Annotated in this window: 13 protein-coding genes and 8 pseudogenes; 12 read left to right on the top strand and 9 right to left on the bottom strand. The window is 58.8% G+C overall.

Going from position 1 to position 20828, the window contains the following annotated elements:
* Window positions 1-121: 121 nt before the first annotated feature.
* From B0G82_RS37200 to B0G82_RS37190, 3 pseudogenes are all read right to left on the bottom strand, one after another.
* Window positions 122-721 (bottom strand): annotated as a pseudogene (locus B0G82_RS37200) (transposase); the annotation flags it as partial.
* Between the two features lie 65 nt (window positions 722-786).
* Window positions 787-2363 (bottom strand): annotated as a pseudogene (locus B0G82_RS37195) (IS3 family transposase).
* A gap of 69 nt (window positions 2364-2432) precedes the next feature.
* Window positions 2433-2667 (bottom strand): annotated as a pseudogene (locus B0G82_RS37190) (IS5/IS1182 family transposase); the annotation flags it as partial.
* A gap of 406 nt (window positions 2668-3073) precedes the next feature.
* Here B0G82_RS37190 and B0G82_RS37185 point away from each other — a divergent pair.
* The 9 genes from B0G82_RS37185 to B0G82_RS37145 all read left to right on the top strand — a co-directional run bounded on the left by B0G82_RS37185 (window position 3074) and on the right by B0G82_RS37145 (window position 12788).
* Complete coding sequence (locus tag B0G82_RS37185; protein ID WP_121311288.1) at window positions 3074-4396, top strand: SidA/IucD/PvdA family monooxygenase; 1323 nt, start codon at window positions 3074-3076, stop codon at window positions 4394-4396.
* A 4-nt stretch (window positions 4397-4400) separates the two neighbouring features.
* Window positions 4401-5642, top strand: coding sequence for an MFS transporter (locus tag B0G82_RS37180; protein WP_121311287.1), 1242 nt, complete (start codon window positions 4401-4403; stop codon window positions 5640-5642).
* A gap of 40 nt (window positions 5643-5682) precedes the next feature.
* Window positions 5683-6462, top strand: a complete 780-nt coding sequence (locus B0G82_RS37175) for a phytanoyl-CoA dioxygenase family protein (protein ID WP_121311286.1) — start codon at window positions 5683-5685, stop codon at window positions 6460-6462.
* A gap of 16 nt (window positions 6463-6478) precedes the next feature.
* Window positions 6479-6814: a cupin domain-containing protein gene (locus B0G82_RS37170; RefSeq protein WP_105512248.1), complete on the top strand. Its 336-nt coding sequence runs from the start codon at window positions 6479-6481 to the stop codon at window positions 6812-6814.
* 1 nt (window position 6815) lies between these two features.
* Complete coding sequence (locus tag B0G82_RS37165) at window positions 6816-8399, top strand: class I tRNA ligase family protein (RefSeq protein WP_121311285.1); 1584 nt, start codon at window positions 6816-6818, stop codon at window positions 8397-8399.
* 18 nt (window positions 8400-8417) lie between these two features.
* Entirely contained in the window at window positions 8418-9575 is a 1158-nt protein-coding gene (locus B0G82_RS37160) for a PLP-dependent aminotransferase family protein (RefSeq protein ID WP_121311284.1), read from the top strand.
* 364 nt (window positions 9576-9939) lie between these two features.
* Entirely contained in the window at window positions 9940-11328 is a 1389-nt protein-coding gene (locus B0G82_RS37155; protein WP_121311283.1) for a cytochrome c peroxidase, read from the top strand.
* Between the two features lie 250 nt (window positions 11329-11578).
* Window positions 11579-11953, top strand: a complete 375-nt coding sequence (locus B0G82_RS37150) for a DUF3564 family protein (protein WP_116140739.1) — start codon at window positions 11579-11581, stop codon at window positions 11951-11953.
* Between the two features lie 112 nt (window positions 11954-12065).
* Entirely contained in the window at window positions 12066-12788 is a 723-nt protein-coding gene (locus B0G82_RS37145; RefSeq protein WP_199730284.1) for an IS6 family transposase, read from the top strand.
* 47 nt (window positions 12789-12835) lie between these two features.
* Here the strand turns inward: B0G82_RS37145 and B0G82_RS37140 are convergent.
* From B0G82_RS37140 to B0G82_RS41265, 4 genes and pseudogenes are all read right to left on the bottom strand, one after another.
* Window positions 12836-13126 (bottom strand): annotated as a pseudogene (locus B0G82_RS37140) (divalent metal cation transporter); the annotation flags it as partial.
* Window positions 13127-13201: 75 nt separating this feature from the next.
* Window positions 13202-14822 (bottom strand): annotated as a pseudogene (locus tag B0G82_RS37135) (oleate hydratase).
* 157 nt (window positions 14823-14979) lie between these two features.
* A complete protein-coding gene (locus B0G82_RS41270) occupies window positions 14980-15294 on the bottom strand; it encodes a chromate transporter (protein ID WP_258168513.1) in 315 nt (104 codons plus the stop codon).
* A 91-nt stretch (window positions 15295-15385) separates the two neighbouring features.
* A pseudogene (locus B0G82_RS41265) lies at window positions 15386-16042 on the bottom strand (chromate transporter); the annotation flags it as partial.
* A gap of 408 nt (window positions 16043-16450) precedes the next feature.
* Between B0G82_RS41265 and B0G82_RS37125 the strand changes: the two are divergent.
* Together B0G82_RS37125 and B0G82_RS37120 are read left to right on the top strand one after the other, a co-directional pair.
* A complete protein-coding gene (locus tag B0G82_RS37125; RefSeq protein ID WP_121311281.1) occupies window positions 16451-16792 on the top strand; it encodes a hypothetical protein in 342 nt (113 codons plus the stop codon).
* A gap of 39 nt (window positions 16793-16831) precedes the next feature.
* Entirely contained in the window at window positions 16832-17284 is a 453-nt protein-coding gene (locus B0G82_RS37120) for a universal stress protein (RefSeq protein WP_121311280.1), read from the top strand.
* 15 nt (window positions 17285-17299) lie between these two features.
* Here B0G82_RS37120 and B0G82_RS37115 read toward each other — a convergent pair whose 3' ends face one another.
* Window positions 17300-18022: an IS6 family transposase gene (locus B0G82_RS37115; protein WP_199730284.1), complete on the bottom strand. Its 723-nt coding sequence runs from the start codon at window positions 18020-18022 to the stop codon at window positions 17300-17302.
* Between the two features lie 620 nt (window positions 18023-18642).
* A pseudogene (locus B0G82_RS37105) lies at window positions 18643-19112 on the bottom strand (IS110 family transposase); the annotation flags it as partial.
* Window positions 19113-19159: 47 nt separating this feature from the next.
* Between B0G82_RS37105 and B0G82_RS37095 the strand changes: the two are divergent.
* Window positions 19160-20038, top strand: a pseudogene (locus B0G82_RS37095) (IS3 family transposase); the annotation flags it as partial.
* Window positions 20039-20828 lie beyond the last annotated feature (790 nt).

Raw genomic sequence — 20828 nt, 5'->3', positions numbered from 1 at the left:
GTTGACGTCAACATGCTACGCGAACATAGATCAGTTAACAACGGAACAGAACACTAGATTAAAGTTGAAAATCGGTGGCTAATTAGCCCGTCCTGAACAATTCGCTTTGCGACCACCGGCGTTACGGCGATGGGACCGCAGCAGTGCGGCGCTCAAGCAAGGCAGCCAGAATAAAGACACAAAGAAGCCGTAGCTTCCTCAGGATCATCCTCAAGTTGTGGCCGGCGCCGCACAACACCGCGTGCATTGCATCACCCAGCGCGCCTTTGAGCCAGTTTCTGCCGAGCTTCCCGTCAGCCTTCATGTGACCGATGGCTGGCTCGATTGCGCTGCGTCGCCTGATCATCGCGCGTAGTCCGCGTGTGATGCCGCGCCGCAAGCCCGGGTGGTAGATCTTCACGCCGTCGACAGCGACACCCTTGTATCCACGGTCGACGATCGCGACTTCCGGCGTGATGTCGCACAGGATTGTCGCCTACTCCAGCGCTTCAGCCAGCGTATGACCGTCGTACGGATTGCCCGGCATCGAGCGCATCCCAACTACCAGTCCTTCCTTGTGAGTCGTCGTGATCGACACTTTCACGCCGAATTCGTACGGCTTGCGCGCCTTGCCTTTGGCCAGACACTCCACTTCCGGCGCGTGCAGCGCATAGAGCTTGTTCTTGTCCTTCAGCTTCTGCAACAGGATGCGCTTCGTGCGGCCAATCAGCTCCACCAATGCAGCGCGTTCTGGGTCTGCCACTTGGGCGGTAAATTTCAAGCTAGATGTCGCCTCAACGATTAAATTCAGGCGGCCTTTTGCTCCTGTCGGTGGTCGCGTTTGATGGGTTCGAAGTTGTCTGTCTGATCGGGATTCAGATGAACCGTGTGTACGCGCTTCCAGTTTCGCGTGGGGCCTTTCCATCGTAGCGGGTTGCGCTGCCTGGCCGCCTCGTAGAGCGTCGCGCGGCGATCGAGGATCTGCTGGTCGAGATTGGCGTGCCGTTGGGCAGGCGTGACGAAACGGATCGCGCTGTGACGGTGTTCGTGGTTATACCAGCGCACGAGCCCGGTGACCCAGGCGCGCGCGGCAAACAGTGTGTCGAACGCCTGCAGGGGATAAGCCGGTCGGTACTTCAGAGTTTTGAACAGCGATTCCGAATACGGATTGTCATTACTCACGCCCGGTCGACTTAATGACGGCATGACACCCAGTGCCTGCAGGGTGGCGAGCATAGTGGCACCCTTCATCGGGCCGCCGTTATCTGAATGCAAAATCACCTGACCCGGTTTGATCGCTTCACGCGCACATAGATCCTTCAGAAGCTCGCTGGCCTGGGCGCTGTTCTCCTCGGCGTAGACCTGCCAGCCGACGACCATCCTACTGAACACGTCCATGAACAGATAGAGATAGCAATACTGCCCGCGAACTGTCGTTGGCAGATAAGTAATATCCCAGCTGAACAACTGATTGGGCCCGTCGGCACATACTGCGCGTGGCTTGCTGCGGGCGCGGGCCGGTCGTTCACTGCGCCGATGAGCAAGCTGTTTCTCTTCGCGCAGCACCCGGTAAAACGTCGATTCCGAGGCGATCTAGCGGCCCTGGTCGGCCAATCGAGGCACGATCTGGCTCGGTGGCAGATGACCGAATTCGACAGAGTTGGCCACCGCCAGTAGTTCAGTGCGCTCCTCGTCCGACAGTTTGTGGGCAGGATCATGATGGCGTAAGGTGCGCCCATCCATCGCCTCAGGACCGCCGCCTTGCCAGCGCTGCACGGTGCGCGCGCTTAGTCCGAGCATGGCACATGCGCGTGCCTGACGAGCCCCGGCTGTCGTCGCCTCACCGATCAGCTCCTGCAATGTCGCGCGCTCTTCGGGGGAGCTCATTCGTCCTCGTCCCCGAACAGCGCCTGATACTTTTTTGAAAGTACCAGCAATGCGGCTGCCTCCGCTAACGCCTTTTCCTTGCGTTTCAGTTCGCGCTGCAGTTGTGCATTGGCCTGTTTCAGCTCGCGCATCTCTGGAGCGTTTGCACGTGCGCTGCTCGCGGTGCCGGCCGAACAGAACTGGGCGCGCCACTGGTCCAGATGATGGGCAAACAGACCCCGTTCACGGCACCACGCGTTCAGCGCCTCGTCGCTCAGTCCATGGTTTTGCTGCAAGGCCAGCAGGCGCTCTTCCAAAGACCAGTCTTCCGGGCGCCGTGCATCGACTGGCCCCGGGTTGCGGTTTGCGGCGTTAGACACGCGGATCCACTTCCTCAAGGTTAATACGTTCATGTTCAGTTCCGCGGCAACCGCTCCTACGGACCGGTTGCCTCGTTGCAGGACCTTTGCCAGCGCCTGCTCCCTGAATTCGACAGAATACGTCTGTTTGGCATTCAACCTGCACCTCTGAGTTCTTCAAATTAAGAAAATTCAGAGGCGACATCTAGTGAGACGCAGGGGGTGGGCGACCTGTCGCTCCACATCGCGCATCACCCGTCCGACGCGTGAACGCAGCGTGCGCAGTGCTTTCCTCATGCGCTTGTACTGCTTCGCGTGAGCGTAGCGACCAATCTGCAGCCCCAGATACGGCGCCTCGCGGTTGTAGTTCTGCCTCAGCTTCAGGCCGTGCCGCCGCCTTCACCAGATGTTCGCGACATCGCTCGAGCAGGCGTGAATCGGTTGGATGGGCAATCGCCTTCTCGTCAGGTAGCAGCAGCGCATTGCTGCGCCGCCGCCCCCTTCTAAGGTATCCGAACCACTGAGCAGCGTGACAACTCTCTCTTTGGACTGCGGGTGATCCGGCGTCTGAATCCGACAACGCCGCGTGGACAATTGACGCACCGCAAGGTTTGCGTATGTTCAAAGTGTTCAGCTTCTCAATTCCTCGTATGATTCACTCAGGCGGCCCGAGGTGATGTCAAACCAAGCATAGAGCTGGTCAGAATGCCATTGGGAAGAAAAGCGATCGTCATCTACGGTTTTCGTTTTCCTGCAGCGGGCATCGGCTACGCAGTACGCCGGTACGACCGCCTCAATCTTAGTCCACGGGAATTGCGCTGCACTATATCGGCTGGCCCATTTCCCTCTAACGGCGGAACAACCTTCCTATGGACATGCTAGACGTCATCGGTATTGGTATTGGACCCTTCAATTTAAGCCTCGCGGCGCTCATTCAGCCCACCGGTTTGCGAGCGCTCTTCTTTGAGAAGCGCATAGAATTCTCCTGGCATCCCGGGCTCATGCTGACCCAAAGTCAACTCCAGGTGTCGCCGCTCAAGGATTGTGTGACCTTGGTAAATCCCACAAGCCCATATTCCTTTCTCAACTATCTCTCTGTACATCGACGCCTGTACAGCTTCGTGAATAAAAGTGGAAACAGCACATCGCGAAGTGAGTTCACCCACTATTACCAATGGGTCGCGCAATGCCTGGACACGCTTCGATTTGGCGAGGAGGTGATCGATATCAGGCCTTGCAATAAGGGCTATTGCGTGACCACTACCGCGCGCACATATCATGCGCGCGCGGTAGTGGTCGGGGTCGGCGTCGAACCCAAGGTGCCGGCATGTGCGCGGCAGGTGGTTGGCGAGACGGTCTATCACGTAGACGACTACCTTAACCGGAAACCTTTCAGCGAAGACGAACATGTGCTGGTGGTGGGCGGCGGGCAGAGCGGCGCGGAAGTCGTCGAGCACATGCTGACCGAGTCAGGTCCCGACAAGATCACTTGGGCGACGTCGCGCGCCAATCTGTTTGCGATGGACGACAACGCATTTGTCAATGAAGCATACATGCCCAGTTATAGCCAAAGCTTTCACACGCTGCCGATCCAGCAGCGCAGGGCCATTGTCGAAAGCGAAAAGCTCACCAGCGACGGCATCTCCGCCAGCCTGTGCAACCGGCTCTATGAAGCGTTGTACGAACGCAGCGTCCATGGCACGCTAGCCGACTGCTTTCGTCTGTTGCCTTCGGTGACAATGGACGAGATCACCCGCCGCAGCGGTCGCTGGCACATCGGGTTGACCTCGCGGGTCACGTCGCAGCGCAACGGCATAAGCGCGGACAGAATCATCCTGGCAACCGGTTTTCAGCCGCGCCATTTACCATTCGTTCAGAAGCTGTTCGACGGCGCAAGCCTTGAAGACGGTCTGCCAACGCTCGATCCCGATTACGCCGTGCGCTTCGATGCGCCAATGCCCGGTCCCGTGTATCTGCAAAACCAAAGCCGCGTGCAGCATGGCCTGCAAAGCGTCAATCTTTCGCTGGTCGCGTACAGGAACAGTCGCATCATCAACAGTCTGCTGGGTCTTGCCTTCTATCCGGATGTTCCGGACCGGCAACTGCTCGACAGCCTTGAGGATCAGGAGACTGAAGCAGGATCAATACTGTGCGACGCGGCTCAGGCCTCGCGCCGGCCGGCAGTGGCGTAAGCGGATGACTGACTCCTCCATTTATCTATCGACTGGCAAGCGTGCGATCTCGCACCCCGAGCACTTGCCGGCATCCCTGCAATTACGGGCGTTCATTCCGTTTCTGATCGCGTCACTGGTGATCGCCGCTTCGTACGGGACGAGTTTTCTCCTGCCCGAGTACCTGCAATCCCTAGGCATGAAGAGCGATGTCGCCGGCGCCGTGATTTCGAGCGGCATGGTCTCGACCATGATCTGCTGCTGCGTAGCTGGGCGCATAGCCCAGCGTATCGGTGTCATGCCGACCATCGCCCTGGCCTCGCTCGTCATGGCAGGCAGCATGCTCTGCTTAGCCGCTCCGCCAATAAACATTCGTGCCGTCTATGCAGGCGGTTTGCTGTTGGGCGCTGGGTGGTCCGTGTTCTTCATACTCGCGCCGCTGCAAATCATCCATCATCTGTGCCCCGACGCACGTATCCAGTACCTGACCTTCGTCTCCGGCACGCAAATGGCCGGACTAGGCATGGCGGCGCCTTTGAGCCGCCTGATCGCCCAACATACCGGCTCGATCGCGCTGGCCTACCTTCTGTTCGCTGCGGCATGCGCGGTGGCGGCAGTCTGCGTCAAGATCGCCAGCGAGGCGATGAGGGATGGGTCCTGTTTGCCGATGACGCGCGTGGCCATTACCGCGACCGACACGTTGGCCCTGCTCACGGCACGAACAGCAGTGCCGATCGCAATGATCGCACTGGCAGCCTGTGTCTTCGCCGGGCTGGCAACTTACCAGACACCCTATGCCGTCTCGCGTAACCTCAGGCCAGACCTGTTCTTCCTGACGTTCACGACAACCAGCGTGGCACTGCGCTTGTCGCTCGCGAGAACCATGGGACGTATCAAGCCCGACCGACTGGCGCTCGTATTGTTTTTGCTGACTGGCGCCTCGCTCGTACTGTTCCTGTTGAACCACGGCAGCACGACGCTTTATATCGTCGCTACCGCGCTGTTCGCCACGGGCTACGGACTGAGCTACTCGACCCTGAACGGCATGGCCGCGAACCTCGCCGGAGACCACGGCGTTTCGGTGCCCGTGACTTCGCAAATCTTTACGCTTGCCTATTTCATCGGTCTGTTCGGATGCCCTTTCCTATGTGGCACCCTGATTCACGTTTTCGGCGCCGATGCAATGCTCGTCGTCCTGCTAGGCGCCGTACTCGCCAATGTGGTGCTACTCGGCGTCATGCGCATGAAGGTGCATTTCGCCGCCTGACTTCTCCTTGAAAACTCCGTTCTTTAACGAGGTGGTTCGTATGCTGAATGAAACGCAAAAATCCAAGTGGCACGAAGATGGATATCTAAAAGTGGAGGGCTTTTTCGATCCGGTCACCCGCGAAAAGATTTCTGCTCTGGTCAACGATGTCTCGCGCTGGGAAATCAGCGAAAACAAATGGATGATGTGGTTCGAGAAGACCGAGGATGACCGCAGGATCGTTTCAAAGATAGAGAACTTTTTGGATTTCAACAACGAACTGCGCGACCTGTTGCTGGCCGCCAAGCGCATCCAGACTGCCGTCGAATCGCTTCTCGATGAAGATACCCGCATGCTCAAGGAACTGCTCATCTTCAAGTACCCGGACAGCGGCGGCTATCGTCCGCATCAGGACATCTATCACATCCCGCACAATATTCCTCAACGCATGGTGCATGCCGTGGTCGCCATCGGCATCGACGATTCCGATCCGGACAACGGCGGCCTGTTCTTCAGTCCGGGCAACCATCAGAAAGGTGTGTTTCCGATGGACGCCGGCGGCGTGATTCATCCGGAGGTGGCCGAGACGTTCAAGTGGGAACCCGTGCCCTGGAAGGCCGGCGACATCTTCGTCTTCGACGACTACGCGCCGCACTATTCGCAGCCCAACAAAAGCAATCGTTCGCGCCGTACGCTCTATCTGGTGTTCCAGCGCGCCTCAACTGGTGGCCCCACGCGTACGGAATACAACAAACTGAAGCGTGCCTACAACCCACCCGAAGACAAGGAATCGGATATCCAGGATCTGAAGCCGCCAAATGGCATTTTCTATCGTACCTGATGTAATTCACCGGAGGATGTGCGTGTACACAAAGCAGATTGACCAATCCACGATGCGGCCGGAAAACGGCGTTCTTGTTTGCCGGCTGCTCGAACATCTGCCGGCTGGCCTGACAACAGCGTTCGGCACGTCGATTGTTGAGGTCGTGCCGGCGGGCGCTGTCGATCTGCACTCCCATTCCGAGCATGAACTGTGGATACTCATTTCAGGCAAGGGAGTCTTCGAGGTGAATGGTCAGGCGCGGCCAGTCGCAGATTCAACACTGCTCTATATCGAGCCGAACCAGGAGCACGCGATTCGCAATGCCGATCCGGCGGCGAGCCTGAAATTTCTATCGATATGGTGGGACTAACGTGAACACACGCACTTTTTTCGTTTGCCCCGCACCGCCCTGCCCGAACGGAAAACTGCATCTCGGCCATATTGGCGGGGTCTATCTGCTCACCGATCTTTTCGTTCGCTTTCAACGCATGAGAGGTCACCGCGCCTACCACGTCACAGGTGCGGACGAGCATGGCACCTACACAGTAGTGAAGGCGCGCAAGCTCGGTCGCCCGATTGACGAAGTCGCGCAGTTGCATATTGACGAGATAACGGATTGCTTGCGGGCAATGCACATCGAGCCCGATGTCTTCATCAGAACAACGGACGCTACGCATAAGCAGAACAGTCTGAAGATCTTTCGCGAGCTGGAAGCTGCAGGCTACATTGATGTGCGTAATGGCCATCAACTCTACTGCGAAAACTGTGACGAGTTCGTGGCCGATTCGCTTGCCGTCGGCCTCTGCCCCGCGTGCGATGCGTCCACCGACAGCAACTTGTGCGAAAACTGCGGTTTGGCGCAACAGCACTCGAAGTTGCGAACGCCAGTCCACACGTCGTGCGGCAAACCGCTATCGCTTCGCCCCATCGAACAGGCTGTTTTCGACATCCCTCGCATGGCAGCCATGCTTGACGATGCGATCAAGGGGAGTGAATGGGATCAAACGATCCAGCGTAAAGCGCGTGCATGGTTGCGTGACGAATTGCGGCCACTGCCTATGTCGCGCATTTTCGACCGGGGTGTGACACTTGAAGCACCCGCGAAAATTGCGGGGCAAACATTGATGACGTGGTTCGAAGGGCTTTGGTGTTTCGAGACGGGGATCCGCTTGCAGTGCGCGCGCGACGAGGTCAACTACGACACCGTGATGCGCGACCCAGATACACGCCTCCTGTTTTTCATGGGCCAAGATAACCGCTTCTACTACACCATCGGCGTGGCTGGCAGCCTGCTTGCGCGTGGCTATCCGCTTCCGGCAAATCATTCGATCCAGGACTTCTATAAATTGGAGGGCCAGAAATTCTCGACTAGCCGCGACCATGCACTCTGGGCAGATGAAGTATCCCGGCAGGTCGACCCGAGTGTGTTGCGCTATGCGCTCGCTCGGATTGCCAAGCCGTTCGGCACCAACAATAACGATTTCCAGATCGGCGAACTGATCCGGTCGGCTTCGCACATCCTTGCGTGGGAAAGCGCCCTCCGCCGCGATTCACTGCACTCGGCGAATGTCGATGGAAGCGGTCTTACGCCGGCGCACGACGACATAGTCCAACGTTATATCACCGCGATGGCCCAGGTACGCTTCTGGAACGCCCTCGATCTGATTGACGAATACTTCGTCGCGACGGGCTTCGGCACGAGCCCGGAAACGTGGCGGCCGGTGCACGTATCCGTCTTTCTGAGCATGCTCCATCCCGTGATGCCAGTGCTGGCCGAACGCTATGGAAACGTGTTCTTTGGCGAGAATTGGACACCGGCACTCGGCGCAAACGCCACGCTATCGGCTACGCCTCCCAGAGCAACGGCCGAATTTCCGCCGTTCGGAATGCCAATTGCCGACTCGTTCATCCGCCAATATCAATCGCGCTTCCAGCGCGCTGTCGATGCCGCGTAACCAACGATGGAGCCAGTCATGTCGATGCGCAGTCGCACTTCGCTCAGTTATGGGGTATTCGACCACACCTCAGGCAAGGACACAGTCAACTTCGCCTATGGGCTTCCCGATCCTATGACGTTCGCCCGCCTGCAATGGCCGGACCCGCTTACCGTCGAGACGGGCGTCAGCATCTCCGACCTACCGCAGTACACCGACGCCCATGGCCTTCCCGAACTGCGCGGACAGCTTGGCCAAAGGTACCGGATGGCGCGTGGCAATGTCATTCTGACGAACGGCGCTTCACAAGCCCTGCAACTGCTCGCCGATGCTTTTATCGACCCAGGAGACGTCGTGCTGACCGAAGACCCGTCCTATCTCGGCGCGTTGCGCATTTTCTCTATTGCGGGCGCGACGGTGGTTCAAGTAGGTGCGGATTCCTTGGGTGTCGACCTCGATCTGCTCGAACAAGCATTGCTGCACGCAAAGGGGCGAGCCAAGTTGTACTACACCACTCCGGCGTTCCACAATCCGACTGGACGATACTTTGCACACCGGCATATGGTCGAGGTGGAGGCTCTACTGTCCCGCAACGGCGTGCGGCTGGTGCAGGACCTGGTTTATAGCGAGTTGCCCTACGATGGCGCGTCACCCGAGGTTCTGCAGGCGGGTGGCAACATCATCAATGTGCATAGCTTCTCCAAAATCTCAGGCCCCGGGCTTCGCGTAGGCTGGGTGCTGGCCGAGCCGGAAATTGTCGACCGCCTGGCCCACCTGAAATGCGATGGAGGTGTGAGTCCCATTGTCAGCAATATGGCGCTCGCCTTATTGCAGTCGTCGTCTTTGGACGCTCACGTCGAACACCTAAGGACGCACTACCGGAGCAAGCGTGACGCAATGCATAGGCTGTTACAGGCCTGCCGATTCTGCAAACCGGATTACGAGATTCCGAGTGGTGGATTTTCGTTCTGGGTCTCGCTTGCCGAAGGCATCGATTCCGCCGAATTGGTCCGCGAGGTGCGCCGGAAGCACAATGTGAAACTCGTCGAAGGAAAGCACCATGGACCGTGCGGTGCAGCCCGTGTACGCTTAAGCTTCAGTTATCTCCAGCCGCGTTTGATCGAGCGCGGCTTGGCTCAGATAGACGATGCGCATGCGAGCCTTCTGACATCGACGCGCTTTAAGCTGCGTGGCTAGAGAATGCCAAGTACTACGGATAGTCGGTGCGAGATGCACAAGCGTAGGCCGAGCGAAGACATCCACTGCGCCGCCCCTACCGCAAACAACTCGACGAACGCTTTTCGGCATGGCACTACGTCACTGATTTCGCCCAGGATCCGTCCGTTATATAGACAGCCCCCCCTTCGCGCGTGTCTCGGAACCCTCAACGTGAGAACCTCAGTACATTCTGCGTTCGGTTCGGCAATTGATTTACCGCAATAGTCGATTGCTGTGCGTTCTGTACGATCAACGCGTCATCGCTCTGAAGCCGATATCAACATCAAGACCTACCTGATGTAAACGGTATGGAATTCCGACCAAAGTCGAAGCAGGAGAGCAAGTGAAGAAACTTCTGATCGTATCGATCGCCGTCGTGCTGATAGGCTATCTATGCATCAGCGGTATCGCGTACATCCACGACAAGGACTATGCGGAAAGAGCGGCCGTGAGACTGGCCGCGTCCCCACAAGCGTACGGCATCCGTGAAGTGTTAGATCGAAACGCGTGCTATTACTGCCACTCGACGAAAACCATCCTGCCCAACTATGCCGCGCTACCAGGCATTCGTCAGCTAGCCGAGCACGACATACAGACGGGCCTCGCCTACTTCCGCATCGACAGCCTGTACGCGGCGCTCGAGAGTGGCGCACCGGCCCCCGAAGCCGATCTTGCAAAGCTGGAAACCGTTGTGAACGAACGCACAATGCCACCAAATCTGTTTCGCTTCGTACACTGGACCACCGGCTTGAGCGCCTACGATCAACGTGCGCTTCTCGACTGGATCGCGTCCCAGCGACGCAGCGCATATGCGACGCCCGGCGTTGCACCAGAGTTCGCTAACGAGCCGGTACAACCTTTGCCTCATTCCTTGCCGACTGACGCGGGCAAGGTCGCGCTCGGGAAGCAGCTTTTCAACGATGTCAGACTATCGGCGGACAACACGATATCGTGTGCGAGCTGCCACACGCTAGCGATCGGTGGCGTAGATGGAAACAAGGTTTCGTCCGGCGTGGGCGGCCAGTTGGGTGCAATCAACGCACCGACAGTGTTCAACTCGGCACTCAACCGCAAGCAGTTCTGGGACGGTCGCGCCGCCACGCTGCAGGAGCAGGCCGGCGGCCCACCGCTGAATCCGGTCGAAATGGCGTCCACGTCATGGAGTGAGATCATCGATAAGCTGAAACAGGACTCATCGCTGACGCAACAGTTCTTGCGGGTATACCCGGACGGTTGGTCAGGCGAGAACATCACAGACGCGATCGCCGAATATGAGACGACACTGCTAACGCCGAGTCGCTTCGATGCTTACCTGCGCGGCGACATGGATGTGCTGAATGGCGAGGAACTGCGCGGCTACCAGTTATTCAAAGCAAACCATTGCGCGACCTGCCACGTTGGCAAGAATCTGGGCGGACAGTCGTTCGAACGGATGGGCCTTGCGGCTGACTACTTCGCCTCGCGGGGCTACGAACGCACCGACGCAGACAACGGCCGCGCCAACTTTACGAAAGATCCGCTCGATCGCCATGCGTTCAAGACGCCGACGCTGCGCAATGTTGAGTTGACCGCGCCCTATTTCCACGACGGTAGCCGCATCGATCTGCGCGAAGCTGTACGTGACATGGCGACATATCAGGTCGGTAAACAATTGGCCGAATCGGACGTTGACGCAATCGTCGCGTTCCTGAGGACGCTAACGGGTACGCACCAACCCGTCGCGACCCATTGATCCAACCACCGCGGCTGACATTAGGGCGCGACAAAAGCACCTTGCAACGGCCGCGCGCACGCGCTGATCCTCCCCGCAAGGCGCATTGGGGAGAGATGGCGATACCCCTACGGGCCGGTCGGGTGGCCCGACATAGACGTACGACGCGCATGCGCTGATGCAATGAGCACTCGGTCAGTGATTCCGTGGCAAGCGCCGCGATTTTCTCGGTACGTCTCAGCTTGGCGGAATATATGTTCGGAGAATCTTCATGCGTCTTACTGTCCAGCTCGACATGTTCAATCGGGCCCATCCGATGGCATTTGCAATCCTCTGGATCGACAAGGAAAAGCGGCAATGGTCGCGCGAAGGTCATTTTGGACTTGAACTGCCTAAATGGGGCTCGCTGCACGTGGATTGCGGCAATACGCTAGTGTGCGAGCCCAACGACAGGACACCAGTATATGTTCTAGAAGGACTGAATCTAGACTGTTGCTACGGACTCTTCCAAGGTGAAGCCGGACGCGTGCAGTGGTGCACGGAAGGCGACCTCGCTCTGATGTCCGGCCATTGGCGTGTGCAGTGTATCGACAACGAACGGGCGCAGCCGGAACACGGACTGTTCGCTACCGGTGGCGACTCCTAACGCAATCTGGGTTACAGGTTGTGTCGCAGTAAGAGACAGGCGGTAGAATCCGGCTGGTTTTATCGCATCAACGCGGTCAAGTAAAATCCGTCGACCGCAACGCATGACAGGCATGATGGCAAAGACGAAGACGCGGCGCAAGACGCTGCCCACTGGCATTGGCAAGGTACTGAAGCGGCTGCACTACCCGTTGGACGTGATCCTGCTGTGCGTGCGCTGGTACGTGGCGTACTCACTGAGCCTACGTAACCTCGAGGAAATGATGGCCGAGCGGGGTATCGAGGTGGATCATTCGAGCGTGTACCGGTGGGTCATCAAGCTGCTGCCGGTGCTTGAAAAAGCATTCCGCAAACGCAAACGGCCCGTGGGCAAGAGCTGGTGCGTCGATGAGACCTACGTCAAGGTCAAAGGCCAATGGAAATACTTGTACCGTGCCGTCGACAAGACACGTAACACGGTGGATTTCCTGCTGCGCGCCCATCGGGACAAAACCGCGGCGCGCCGCTACTTCGAGAAGGCGATTGAACAGAACGGCGAGCCCGAGACAATCACCATGGACAGGAGCGGCGCCAATCTGGCTGCGCTTGAAGCACTCAATGCCGAGCGTTTAACACCAATCAAGGTTCGTCAAAACAAATACCTGAACAACGTCGTCGAGCAGGATCACCGTGCCATCAAACGCATCATCAAACCGATGCTGGGGTTCAAGGATTTCCGCTGTGCGCGCATCATCCTGTCTGGCATAGAGATCGCACACATGATCCGCAAGGGGCAGATGCGTGTCGATGGCGTCACCTCGACTGCAGCCGAACAATTCTACTCGTTGGCAGCTTAAGCAGTACTACTGATATCACGCTTTTCTCAAGCTGTAATCGTTAGCGCGACAGAACCCGGAAACGCCTCCTTGATGTTGGCGGCCAGGCCCTTGCCGGTCACGCGGCCCAGACTGGCGCACATCGCCTGGACGGCCGCCATTAACGGAAACGCGAACGGCATCGTCCACAGCATGCTCAGACCGAATTGCGCACCGGCCTGCGAATATGTGGCGATGCCGCCTGGATCGTCGTCGGCGACGCCCGTGATGAGGCCGAGGCCGATGCGCGCGAGCGGGTGTTCCTTGAGTCGTGCGAGTAGCGCGCCCGGGCGTTTTCGCTGTGTTGCCTCGAGTTCCACGGCGCTCTCCTGAACATGCGCGTGCCGCACGGCGTGTGAGGGCGGCCGCACACGGCGCAAAACCAGCATTGCCGGTTAGTGCCTGTGCAACGCGGAGGCCGCGCTATACACCACGCGCGGATCGTGCTGGCCTTTGTACACTGCCGGAGCGGTTCTGCAGCGTGTACACAGCTGTCTGCGCCGAGCGAACCGAATATTCGACGGTGAACACGACGTCGTTCGGCAACTCGCAAAACTGTCCGACGAACGCGAGGTTTGCCCAGCCTTCGGGCATCACTTGCGGCCGGTCGCCGCGCTTGCGCCGCAGGAACGGGCTGGTGATGAAGGGCATCAGGCACGGAATGCAGATCGCGTCGCCGAGAATATTCGGGGCTTCCGCCTGAACGTTCAGATGACCGAGAAGTTCCGTCATGATTTCGCGGCCCGTGCATCCGGCCATCGGCTTGGCGATGAAATTGCCCGGCCGGTCGACGAAAAGCCCGCAACCCCAGAACACCTCGACACCTTTCGGCTGCCCCAGGAAATGCGGCTGGTGCGGCAGCACGATCGAGACGAGCCAGTTCGATTGGGGAAAGGTAATCAGGCCACCTTCGCCGGGCACGTTGCCCGTCAGATCACGGATCAGGCGGAACAGCGTCGGATCATGCAACGTCGCTGTAAAAGACAGCCATTTGGATTCTTCGACATGGTCGGCGAAAACGGATGGATGGCCGAATTCGGCTCGTCCTGCTGCGATAGTTTTCCAGAGCGCCCACGCGCCGCTGCTGTCGTTATGATTGAACACGGCAGGGCGGTTCGTGCCGCCGAGGCTCGACCCTGCCGTCATTGACCCGAGCGTGACAATGACCTTGTCCGCCGCACCGACTGGAATCTCGACGCGACGGCTTTCATGTTCGCAGACGATGCCTGCCACCCGATTCAGTTCACCGCTTTCGTCATAGCGCAGATCGATGACCCGCGTGTTGGTGCGAAATCTCACCCCGTGGTCATCGAGCCATTTGCGCAGCGGCCGCACCATCGAATCATACTGATTGTAGACCGTGCGCATGATGCCGTGCAACTGGTTGAAGCCCGACGTCATATGCGCGAAACGCAGCAGATAACGCCGGAATTCGGCGGCGCTATGCCAAGGCTGGAAGGCGAACGTCGTGCACCACATATACCAGAAATTGGTTTCGAAAAAGTCCGGCTCGAAGTGGTCGGAAATCCGGCTGCCGCCGAGCTGGGCTTCCGGTTCGAGCGAAAGACGGCCGAGTGTGAGCAGGTGCGTTTCGGCGAGCCAGTAAGGGGGCGCGTCTTCGCGCTGGCCGTTGCGTATGAGCCGAGCCTTCGAGCAAGTGCGGCTCGTCTCGTTCCAGTCGAAGATTTCCTTCGTGACGCTGATGCGGCCGTCAAGCGTGGGAATTGAATCGAACAGATCGTAGGTGCACAGATACTTGCTCTCGAGCATGCGGCCGCCGCGCACGACGTAGCCTCCCTGTGGCGTGCCGGCGCCGTCGAGGCTGCCGCCCGGTTTGTCGAGCGCTTCGAGGATCATGATGCGGCAGCCGGGTACGTCGGCGTCGCGAATCAAAAACGCCGCGGCCGCCAGCGAAGCGATACCGCCGCCGACGAGATAGAAATGGCCGGATGCGATCGCTTTATCGCGGCCCTGACCCGCGACAGGATGCATGCCAGAGTATTCGGAATTATTCATGTCGTGCTCCCCGTAGGGTGATGGCCTTGGATGTATTGCTTGGACCATACCCGCGCAGCGGGAAGGCTCGTTGAGTTGGATCAACAGAGCGCGACCGGGCTCGCCAATGCAGTGCAAGTGATCCACACGCATGCCTGGCAAAAAAGGGGTATTGCCTTTATACGACCCACCACGCGAGCGCGGCTGTTATCAGCACGACCGCCCACGACGGCACTCGCCACCAGCCGAGCAGGACCAGGGCCGCGACGACCAGCGCGAAATCGCGCCCGGTATGCACTGCGCTGGTCCACACGGGGTCGTACAGCGCGGCGAGTAGAATGCCGACCACAGCGGCGTTGATGCCTGCCATGGCGCCGCGCATTGGCGCGAAAGCGCGCAACTCGCCCCATAGAGGCAGCGCCGCGCCGACCAGCAGGAATGAAGGCAGAAAGATCGCCACGGTAGCGATCAGTGAGCCGGCCGTACCCTGCACGGCTGACCCGTGCTGGCGGCGCCGAGAAACACGGCGACAAAAAAAGCGGACCCGGGACCGTCTGCGCCGCGCCGTAGCCTGCCATGAAGGTGTTCGCGGGAACCCAACCGCGCAGCACGACGACCGCTTCCAGCAGCGGCAACACAGCGTGGCCGCCGCCAAACACAAGAGATCCGACCCGGTAGAACGCCGAAAACAGATCGAGCGGATAACTGTGGAGATAGGCCGCTACCGTGGGCAGTCCGAACAGCAGCAGTGCGAAGGCCGCGAGACAAGCGAGCGCGCCGGCTTTGGACCCGGGCATGCCGAGCGGCGCGCGCGGCACTTCGGTCGACGACTTCAGAAATGCGGCGCCGGCAATCCCCGCGGCGACGATCGACGCAGTCTGACCGTAGGCCGCACCGAGCAGGATTACTGTGATGGCCGAGGCCGCCGCGATCGTCGCGCGTGCGCGGTCAGGGCAGAGCATGCGTCCCATCGACCAGACTGCCTGGACGACCACCGCGACCGCCGCGATCTTCAGCCCCCGCAGCAGATGAAGCGAAGTTGTATCCGACAGATGCGTGAAGCCGTATGCAAAAGCCACGAGTAACAACACCGACGGCAGCGTAAAGTCGAGCCACGCAGTTACCGCACCGGCAGCGCCGCCACGCAGACGCCCGATTGCGATGCCGACCTGGCTGCTGCCGGGCACTGGCAGAATCTGGCACAGCGCAACCATGTCGCTGTACGTGTGTTCATCGCGCCAGCGGCGGCGTCTGACGAATTCGTCGCGAAAGTAGCCAAGGTGAGCCGCCGGACCGCCGAACTAAGTCAGGACGACCCTCAGAAAGATGCAAAAGAGCGTCCACGGCGAGCTATGTGCGGGGAGGGCGAGGGGCGTCTCTGTATCCGCGTTACGCATGGGGAAGGTTGTGTCGGCACGGGCTCCGAAAAATAGCACACGCCGGTTCGCTCGGGTGCCATGTCCCGCGCCCGCGCTCAATCAACCTGCCAGCGCAGGCTGCGCAGCACTGCCACGCCATTGATGCAAGTCAATCGGAAGCCACGAATAGCGCCGATGATTTCTTCATCGGCTCGCTGACGTACGCGGCTTTGGCCGCCGGAACGGCCGATGGGTAGAACAGCACGCGCGGAGGCAGTATGGGGAATCGATATGCAGATCGTCTACCTCGGATTTACAGGATCCGCGCAAATCGGATCTGACGCAGCAGCACAACTGGTGCGCCTCGAGCGGTTCGGCAAATCCATTTCTGGTTGCCATCTTGCGATCGAGGCCATTCGCGGGCATGCGCCGAATGACGCAACCGACATACGGCACGCTGTGCCGGACGCGACGGTGAACCACCTCATGTTCGATGCACGTCTCGATCTGGTCCTGCGCACGGGTGAACTGGTCCCGCTCGAGCACCGGCAGAGTCCTGATCCCGATGTCGCGGTGAAGGCGCCCTTCGATGCGGCCGAACGGCTGCTCGAGCGCGGAGCCACGCGCGTCTGATTTCCGACGGTTGTTTCAAAGTTTCAACAGGAGGCAGTCATGTACGCAAACATCGTGGTGGCCGTGGACGGCAGCGAAGCCTCGAAATGTGCGCTTTCCGAAGCGATCCAGCTCGCAAAGCTCTCGCGCGGCAAGTTGACCGCGGTTTACGTGCAGGATCAATCGGCGGCTTTCACATACGCGGGCGTGTGCGATCCGCATCTACTGACGGACGCTGCGCGTCAAGTCGGCGTGAGCTTGCTACATGGCGCGCTCGCCCAGATGCGCGAGCTCAATGTCGCGGGCGACACGGAGATCGTAGAGACGCAAGGCATCGCCGAGAACATCGCCAGCGCGTTGATGCGCTGCGTGCAGCGCCGTGACGCGGACCTGGTCGTGATGGGCACGCACGGACGCCGCGGTCTGCGACGCATGGTGATCGGTGTGGCCGAGCGGTTCGTCCGCTATGCGAGGTTCTGTCGCGCTAACGATTACAGCTTGAGAAAAGCGTGATATCAGTAGTACTGCTTAAGCTGCCAACGAGTAGAATTGTTCGGCTGCAGTCGAGGTGACGCCATCGACACGCATCTGCCCCTTGCGGATCATGTGTGCGATCTCTATGCCAGACAGGATGATGCGCGCACAGCGGAAATCCTTGAACCCCAGCATCGGTTTGATGATGCGTTTGATGGCACGGTGATCCTGCTCGACGACGTTGTTCAGGTATTTGTTTTGACGAACCTTGATTGGTGTTAAACGCTCGGCATTGAGTGCTTCAAGCGCAGCCAGATTGGCGCCGCTCCTGTCCATGGTGATTGTCTCGGGCTCGCCGTTCTGTTCAATCGCCTTCTCGAAGTAGCGGCGCGCCGCGGTTTTGTCCCGATGGGCGCGCAGCAGGAAATCCACCGTGTTACGTGTCTTGTCGACGGCACGGTACAAGTATTTCCATTGGCCTTTGACCTTGACGTAGGTCTCATCGACGCACCAGCTCTTGCCCACGGGCCGTTTGCGTTTGCGGAATGCTTTTTCAAGCACCGGCAGCAGCTTGATGACCCACCGGTACACGCTCGAATGATCCACCTCGATACCCCGCTCGGCCATCATTTCCTCGAGGTTACGTAGGCTCAGTGAGTACGCCACGTACCAGCGCACGCACAGCAGGATCACGTCCAACGGGTAGTGCAGCCGCTTCAGTACCTTGCCAATGCCAGTGGGCAGCGTCTTGCGCCGCGTCTTCGTCTTTGCCATCATGCCTGTCATGCGTTGCGGTCGACGGATTTTACTTGACCGCGTTAATGCGACACCCATTAGCCGGCCGAAGTCAAGGCACAAGTCTATCCATCGGCGGATGACCATGACGATGAAAGAGACCATCGTCATGGTCATCCGCCGAAATTCGTTCCGTCGTCCCTGTCGCGACTGCCTGCAGGGTCGGCATCGCGTCCGTTTTCTCGAGCTGGTTGCGAACCGGATCGCACCAGACAACCATCGGGATCAATCATGCCGTGATGGAACTCACGGCTGCCCTGGCGGCCGTTGCCGCCCCAGAGAAACTACAAGGGCTTCCCCGTTGAGCGCAAGCTCAATCGAGGTTCGCGTTAATACATGCTGCAATGCCACGTCGGCGCGCGTGAGAAGATGAAGGACTGCTGTACTACAACCGGTCATGTTGGGCCGCTGGCCCGGACCCTGATGAAAGACGCGCGCAAGGACCTCATTCGTTGGGCGGGATAGAAATCCCCGTTTCTCTGACAGGTATGCCTTGCGCGGGGTCCAACCCGCTTCACATCACCGCTGGCAGTGCAAAGTGATCGTTTATCCGCTCATGATGACTATCGTTGGTCGTCGGCGTTTGGTCAGGCGCGACGACTTCACGCTGCGGCCGGTTCGTGCTTGAAATCCTCGCCGTAATTTAGCATTGCCCAAGCCATTCTCGCATTCTTGGCCGCAATCGCGACTGCCGCACGCCAGTAGCCGCGGCGTTCCACCAGGCTGCGTACCCAGCGGCTGAACCGGTCCTGCTTCTCGCCGAGACTGGCGATCACGGCGCGCGCCCCGAGCACCAGCAGGCTGCGCAGGTAGGCGTCGCCTGCCTTCGTGATGCTGCCCAGCCGCGCCTTGCCGCCGCTGCGTGCTGGCCGGGCGTCAGGCCAAGCCATGCAGCCACCTGGCGACCGTTCCTGAAATCATGTCCGGCACCGATGCTCGCAAGCAATGCGCTTGCGGTGGTCGGACCGATGCCGCGCAGTAGCATGAGTCGCTTGCTGCGTTCGTCCTCACGCGCGATCTCCCTGATCGCGCGGTCGTATTCGGCCAACCGGTGCTCAATGAGGTAGCCTGACTTTCTAAGACACTCCTTTTTGATAAACTTTATCAATGGGAGCACAGATGACGAAACCAAGAACATACACACCAGAGCTTCGTGAAGAAGCTGTAAAGCTTGTGCTTGCACAGGCCTGACGCTGGATGAAGCGGCGAAGCGAATTGCCATTCCGATGGGGACTTTGGCCACGTGGGTCAAAGCAGCCAAGCTTGGCAATGGCGCCGTGACGGCGCCAGGCAGTCGTACGGTTGCCGAATTAGAAGCCGAGGTAGCCAGACTACGTAGGGAACTGGCGGAGACCAAGATGGAGCGAGATATCGTAAAAAAACCGCAGCGTATTTTGCGCAGGAGTCGCTGCCAAATACGCAGTCATGAATACGATGCGACTCGATTATCCGATTGCTGTCCTGTGCCGTGCCTTTAAGGTTTCGCGCAGCGGCTTCTATGCCTGGTCTAAAGGTAAGCTGTCTCCATGTGCGCAGGTTGATGAACGCCTGAAAGTCGCCATCAAGGCTGTGCACAAGCAGAGCCGCGAGACCTATAGCACGCGACGCGTGCAGCCTGAGCTTGAGGCACAAGGCTTTATAGCCGGCCGCGACCGCATCGCTCGCCTGCGCCGAGAGCTCAATCTGCGGTGTAAGAAGAAGCGCAAATTCAAAGCCACGACGAGTTCGAATCACAACTTGCCTGTCGCCGACAATCTGCTGAACCAGACGTTCGCGCCAACGCGGCCAAACGAAGCCTGGGTGACAGACATCACCTATTGTGCCACCGACGAGGGATGGCTCTACGTCGCCGGCATTAAGGACGTCTTCACCTGTGAGTTGGTTGGATACGCCATGAGTGAGCGCATGACGCAAGGACTCACGGCGCAAGCTCTGTGGCGTGCTGTGCACAACAAACGCCCCGAGAAAGGCCTGATTCATCATTCGGACCGTGGGAGTCACAACCATCACTGTAACGTCGAACCCCAGCGTTGTATTTACGCAAAAAATGGCACGAATTTAAAGCCCGCCGCAAATGAGTACATCAATGAGTACGCTACGAAGGAAGAACAACAAAAAATCCTTTAAACTCAATATGCTATAAGACGAACATGAGTCCTCTCCTGGAGTCCAAAATCGTATGAGGAAGTATAGAGAAGCTTGAATACTTCATAAACGTTTGATTCGATGTCTTTTTGCCGATTACCGCTCCATCCGAAACCTGGTATGGCAGAGCGTGAAGCACTTCTTGAGAACATCTAAGTTCGAATCCTCGAAACGTACTCGTAGTCTTTCTCTTTCGCACGCTCAAGCGCTGCCAACTCTCCTCGTTTTCCGTGATATGCCCCAAGGCAGCAGCACTGCGTGCGCCGGCAACGCCAGCAGCGAAACTCAACTTTATCGACGCTGCATTCGCCCTTGGCGATCTCAAATCAAGCCCCTATCTTCATCGCCTGGGGTAGTTTGAGGACGGCTCAATGTTGCGCCTCGTCACGGGGGTCCGCAGACGACCCTGAAGCTGTTCGTCACGATCAATGCATCCGACGGCGGCGCGCGCAACAGCGGCAGCAGTTTGTTTTCCGTGCCACTTTCATTGACAGATCGTAATGCTCGTTGTTGAAACCGAACGATCCCGCCATGCAGCAGCATCCTGTGTCCAGCAGGTTCCGTCGCCCGCCGAGTTTGTCGGGCAGCCCGGTTTCGCCCTTCATGCCGAACAGCGACTTCCGATGTCAATGCCAGGCCACAG

The sequence above is a fragment of the Paraburkholderia sp. BL17N1 genome, from assembly GCF_003634175.1.
Lineage (GTDB): Bacteria > Pseudomonadota > Gammaproteobacteria > Burkholderiales > Burkholderiaceae > Paraburkholderia.
The sequence above is the reverse complement of the archived record's forward strand: the minus strand, read 5'-3'. Positions and strand labels throughout refer to the sequence as shown.

Coding starts and splice junctions, on each gene's coding strand:
- B0G82_RS37125 (WP_121311281.1), top strand. CDS start 16,451: ATGCAGATCGTCTACCTCGGATTTACAGGATCCGCGCAAATCGGATCT.
- B0G82_RS37150 (WP_116140739.1), top strand. CDS start 11,579: ATGCGTCTTACTGTCCAGCTCGACATGTTCAATCGGGCCCATCCGATG.
- B0G82_RS37180 (WP_121311287.1), top strand. CDS start 4,401: ATGACTGACTCCTCCATTTATCTATCGACTGGCAAGCGTGCGATCTCG.
- B0G82_RS37160 (WP_121311284.1), top strand. CDS start 8,418: ATGTCGATGCGCAGTCGCACTTCGCTCAGTTATGGGGTATTCGACCAC.
- B0G82_RS37145 (WP_199730284.1), top strand. CDS start 12,066: ATGATGGCAAAGACGAAGACGCGGCGCAAGACGCTGCCCACTGGCATT.
- B0G82_RS37120 (WP_121311280.1), top strand. CDS start 16,832: ATGTACGCAAACATCGTGGTGGCCGTGGACGGCAGCGAAGCCTCGAAA.
- B0G82_RS37115 (WP_199730284.1), bottom strand. CDS start 18,022: ATGATGGCAAAGACGAAGACGCGGCGCAAGACGCTGCCCACTGGCATT.
- B0G82_RS37170 (WP_105512248.1), top strand. CDS start 6,479: ATGTGCGTGTACACAAAGCAGATTGACCAATCCACGATGCGGCCGGAA.
- B0G82_RS37185 (WP_121311288.1), top strand. CDS start 3,074: ATGGACATGCTAGACGTCATCGGTATTGGTATTGGACCCTTCAATTTA.
- B0G82_RS37175 (WP_121311286.1), top strand. CDS start 5,683: ATGCTGAATGAAACGCAAAAATCCAAGTGGCACGAAGATGGATATCTA.